General features: G+C 24.3%; 2 protein-coding genes. Both read right to left on the bottom strand.

Annotated features, from left to right (window positions below; translation table 11 throughout):
* Positions 1–160 precede the first annotated feature (160 nt).
* A complete protein-coding gene (locus AJ932_RS08200) occupies positions 161–3,631 on the bottom strand; it encodes a hypothetical protein (protein WP_070278772.1) in 3,471 nt (1,156 codons plus the stop codon).
* Positions 3,628–4,830, bottom strand: a 1,203-nt coding sequence (locus tag AJ932_RS08195) for a hypothetical protein (protein ID WP_261660112.1), incomplete at its 5' end; no start/stop codon positions are given. The genes AJ932_RS08200 and AJ932_RS08195, both read right to left, overlap by 4 nt.

Below are 4,830 nucleotides of genomic sequence, written 5' to 3'. Positions count from 1 at the left end.
TATACGATCAGCTTCAAACAAAGCTTTGGAATATTCTTGGGTGTATTTGCCTACCTTAGCTCCTCCATCATATAATAAAATTTTATTTGTTTTTTTTTCTACATCTAATATAATACCATTAGGTGTATAAATCTCGTAAGTTTCACTCATTTTTATCCTTTCATCCTATATATAAACCATCTTCCATGATTATAGTAGTGGCTAGTCTGCCTATAAACTTATTAGAATAATCTTGTATTTTACTAATATCATCACTTTCTTCTTCATCTTCTTTCATCTTACTTTCATTATTTGTCTTTTCATCCCCTATCCCCCTATACATCACTTCCAAATTATGTTGTCCTATAGCTTCTAAATTTTCCATCAATCTTCTTGCCTTTTGCCTATCTTCTATGAACTTACCCTTTTCATCTTGAGTGGTATTATAAATCCCATTTGCATATTCATATAAAATTTGTATGGTATCATTATAGGCTAAGATAGGGTGTTGTTTTATCACTGGGTGTTGTATTTTATACTCTTCTTTTCTTTGAAAATGTTCTAGCTTATATATATTACAATTTCTAAGTTCTATATTGTTTTTTTCAAAAAATTCCTTATCATTTAAGATATATTTGCCTTCATTGATTTTATCTTCCATAAAAGCACTTCTTTTCTCATCTAAAATAATATAAGATAAAAGTCTTTTTAAGGCAAATTCTCTAGCTTCACTTGAAGTTGTAGCACAAGCAATACTAGGATAATAATTAAGCCCACCCGTGCATAATAAAGAACCAAAAATAAACTCAGATAAATCAAAACTCATAAATCTAGAATTTATCAATAAAGGATAGGTTAAGTATTCTTCTTTTTTTACAGCTAAAGGAAAATCATAATTGTAAGTAAATTTTTCATACATTAGTTTTTCATATAAAATTTTCAATCTTTCATAATTTGTAGGCAAAAGTGTATCGATAAAAGATCCTGCTAAATTTTTTAATATATCCACGCTCAAGTCTTTACTCATTTTAATAGAAAAATCAATAGCTAATTGTTTTCTTACTTTTGATATCAAATGAATTTGCTTAGCTTTATCTAATCTTGAAAAACTCTTTGACTTTTTTAATTCACTTGCATATTCTAATTGATTAAAATAATAATAATTTGTTCCTATTTGATATAAAAAAAGCTTATTGAGTGATTTTTTACTTTTTGGATTAATTTTTATAAAACGCCCCTTAGGGCTAAGTGCATAAAATATCCCTAGTTCTTTAAAAAAATGTGCTTTAAAACTAGAAAATAATTTATTACCATAATACTTTTTATCTAAGCTTGAATCTATAAAAAATAAAATCATTTTTTTAAAAAAATCAGGCTGACTCATAAAAAATTCTGTAAAAGGAAAAAGTTGCTTAATGATGTTAAAAAAAGTAATATCTATAGATAATTTTGCAAGTTCTTTATCAAGCATAATATCTTGAATGCTTTTATCTAAATCTTTTTTTGAAGGAAGAGTTTTGTCTGTTTGTATATTTTCTTCAAATTCAATCTCCTCATCAAAGCTTTCATTTAAGGTTTTTAAAAAATTTACATAAGTTTGATCTTCTTCTTCAAAATCATTTTCAAACATAGCTTTGGCTAATTCATCTAAATAAATAACTTCATCTTCTTTTTTATTTTTATTTAATTCTTTAGATAAAAAGATATAAATTTTTTTATCATTATCATAAAAATAAATATCATCAGGGATAAATGAAATATACTCATTAAAATAATTTGGTATTTTAATCTTTTGATAATTACCAATATTTGCCTGAAACAATTTATATCCCAAAGAATATTCTTGCGTAAAAGCTAAGTCTTTTTGTAAAACATACAAAGTTAAAGTCAATAAAACAACCGTTAAAGGTGAGTATTTCTTAAAATCTACATTTTCATATGTTTTAAACATTAATGTTTCTGAGTTAAGATTGGATTGTGTTTGGTCATAGCGAGAATTGATATTATCTAAATAATTATTAAAAAGCTCGACATATTCTTCTACTTTTTCTTTTTCTTTTTCGCTAATTTCTTCAAGTTCTTTAGGCAATTTAAAAAAGCTATCAATATAAGCAAAATCTTGCTTAACTTTTTCATATTCTAATCGTTCGTTTATATGTTCCAATAAATAAAGTTTCATCCAAGAATATGTTTGATTATAAAAATTAAAATATCCCTTATATTTTTGATAAATCTGTCCATCAAGTTTCACAAAAGGACAAAGTTGCAATACATAATCATCTTCTTTTTTAACATCTCTTTCTATAAAATAAGAACCATAATCTCTTTTGCTAGGAAAATCGCCTTTTAATGCAAGTTTTTCATTTTTTGTAAGAGCTTTGGGGCGATTTTTTATTATTGCTCCTAATTTTTTTTGATACAAGTCCTCACAAAGTCCTGCATTGTTAAGCTGTGGTGGATTAGTAATAAGCAAATAATTTTTACCCATTTTGGTTGTATTGATTTGATCAGTATTTTTTTTATCTAATATCATTTCTACTAGCATGGAAGAATTTAAATCAGGATATTCTGCATAAAAGAAATGATTGAGTTTAGAGATATTTAAATTGATTGCTTTTTTTAATGTTGTATCAAAATTATTTAAACTAGAATTCACTAAAAGTGTATTATCTAACTTTTCATTTTCAAATTTTAGATTATTTTCTAAAAAATTATCAAAAATACCTTGAAATTCTTCATCTAAAATAACTTTATAAAAACTATTTTTATAAAGACTAATAGAAGGTACATTAGAATAAGATGAAAAATCTAATAATACTTTATCATCTATAATTAATACATCAGATAAAATTTCTTCATTGCACAAAGCGATAATAGGATAAAGCTTACTAGTAATAAGCTCTAAAAGTGGATAAGCAAAATCATAATAATATTTTTGTTCCTTATACTCTTGATACTCAGCAGAAGAATTATAAGCTTCAAATAATGTATTTACAACAAAAACATAAGGATTTTTTTTGACTAAAGAGACAGGTTTTTTAAGATTGGTTACAGAATCTAGTATATTGATAAAAAATTTTGCTATAGCTCTAATAATTTGCTTATATTCATCATCATTAGATTGAGTAATATTTTTTAAAAGTGTATTAAAAAGTGTATCTAGGGTAAGTTGTATCTTTGGTTTAATTTCTTGCTCAAAATAGTTAGATTCTTTGATATTTTTTAATAATATATTTAATTCTTTTTGAATTTCTTTTAAAAAATTTTCAATATTTTCTACATTGTTTTCATCAATAATTTTATTGAGCGTTTTATTTTCATTTTGATTAATTGCATTATTTAAAAATTTTAAATTATTAAAGATAATTTTTTTAATGCTAGATAAATTTTTATCAGAGCTAAATTTTTGTTCTTTTGTGATTTCGTCTTTATTGGCTTGATTTAAATGTATGATTTTAAAAGTTTTTGTATTATCAATTTTAAAATTATCTTCAATAGTATGTAGTGTCTTATACAAAGAATTCTTAGCTTCTTTATATCCATCAAAATCACTGCATATAAAAATAATTTTATTAGCATTTTTGGTAAGATTTTTTAACTCGATTTCTAAATTATGATTTGATGCAATTAAAGTAAAATTTTTTATTTTCATATTTTAACCCCATTTACCACCACAAATTTACAAACATAAAGCTCTTGTTTTCTATCTTCATCTTCTAAGATTTCATCTAGTCCTTGTGCGATTTGAAGTTTTAAATTTTGCATTTTTGCAGGAGCTAAAAAACTAAAATGATATTCGTTTAATTTTTTATTGTCTTCTAGGGAATTTTTGATGATTTTATCATACTCATGTAGCTGTGTAAAATACCCTACTCCTAAATCTTTATTTTCAAATTCCTTATAAGCACTTTTATAAACTTTAGCAATGTTTTTTGGGATAATAAAATAAAGTTTGATTAAATTAGTATCAAAGCTAAGATTTAATTCTTTAAATTCATAATCTTTACTAAAGTCTTGTTTGAATTGATTAAGAATATTTATATCCTCTATATCTTTTAAATCTTTTAAATCTTTTAAATCTATATTAAATTCATTTAAAGCCTTATTTTGTTCTTTTTTTTCATTATTGATTAAAAGATTATAGATAGGTAAATTATCTTTTTGAAATCTATCACTTTTATAATGAAGTCTTATTATAGGTTCTTTTAACTCTATTTGATTTTTACTTTGTTCTCCTAAGCCCTCTTTAGGATTAAAGCTGTGATCAAATTTAAACTTAGTAGGAGTAAAGCTTACTTTTAAAGCAAAGCCTTTATCTGTTTTACAAGCTGAGATGAGTTCTTGTAAGATTACATATTCATTATTGACTTTCTTTTGAGATAAGGATCCTTTTACATTAACAACTTTAGTACAAGGAACACTTACACCTGCTATAGTATTAGGACAAGCTACTATACTAGAGTTTAATAAATCACTTTCTAGCATTATAGGCACACCATCATCTTTAAAAGTTTTTCCTTTGTTTGATTTAAGTATGACTTTACCTCCATGGATACATTCTAGGTTTTGATTTTCTAAAAGAGCATGAAGTTTAGCTATAGCTTGTTTTTTATCTACTTGTGTGGTTTTTTGTTCTTTTAAAGTGTTTGAAATTAAGTCTTTATACTCTAAGCTTTGTTTGCTTAAACATTCTAATTTAATATTTAAAGAATTTTCTAATATAGAATAATTAAGCAAGCAAAGTTCATCATTTTTATAAAAGATACTAAGTCTTCCTAAACCACTGCTTTCATCTTTAGGAGAAAAATAATAACTAGGTGTATCTTGTTTTATAGTATTATCTTGATCTAA

This window comes from Campylobacter sp. BCW_6873 (assembly GCF_001762365.1).
Lineage (GTDB): Bacteria > Campylobacterota > Campylobacteria > Campylobacterales > Campylobacteraceae > Campylobacter_D > Campylobacter_D jejuni.
Note: the sequence above shows the minus strand (reverse complement) of the source record. Positions and strands in the feature narration are given on the sequence as shown.

Excerpts from the sequence above, each read along its gene's own strand:
- AJ932_RS08200 (WP_070278772.1), bottom strand. The coding sequence starts at position 3,631 with ATGAAAATAAAAAATTTTACTTTAATTGCATCAAATCATAATTTAGAA.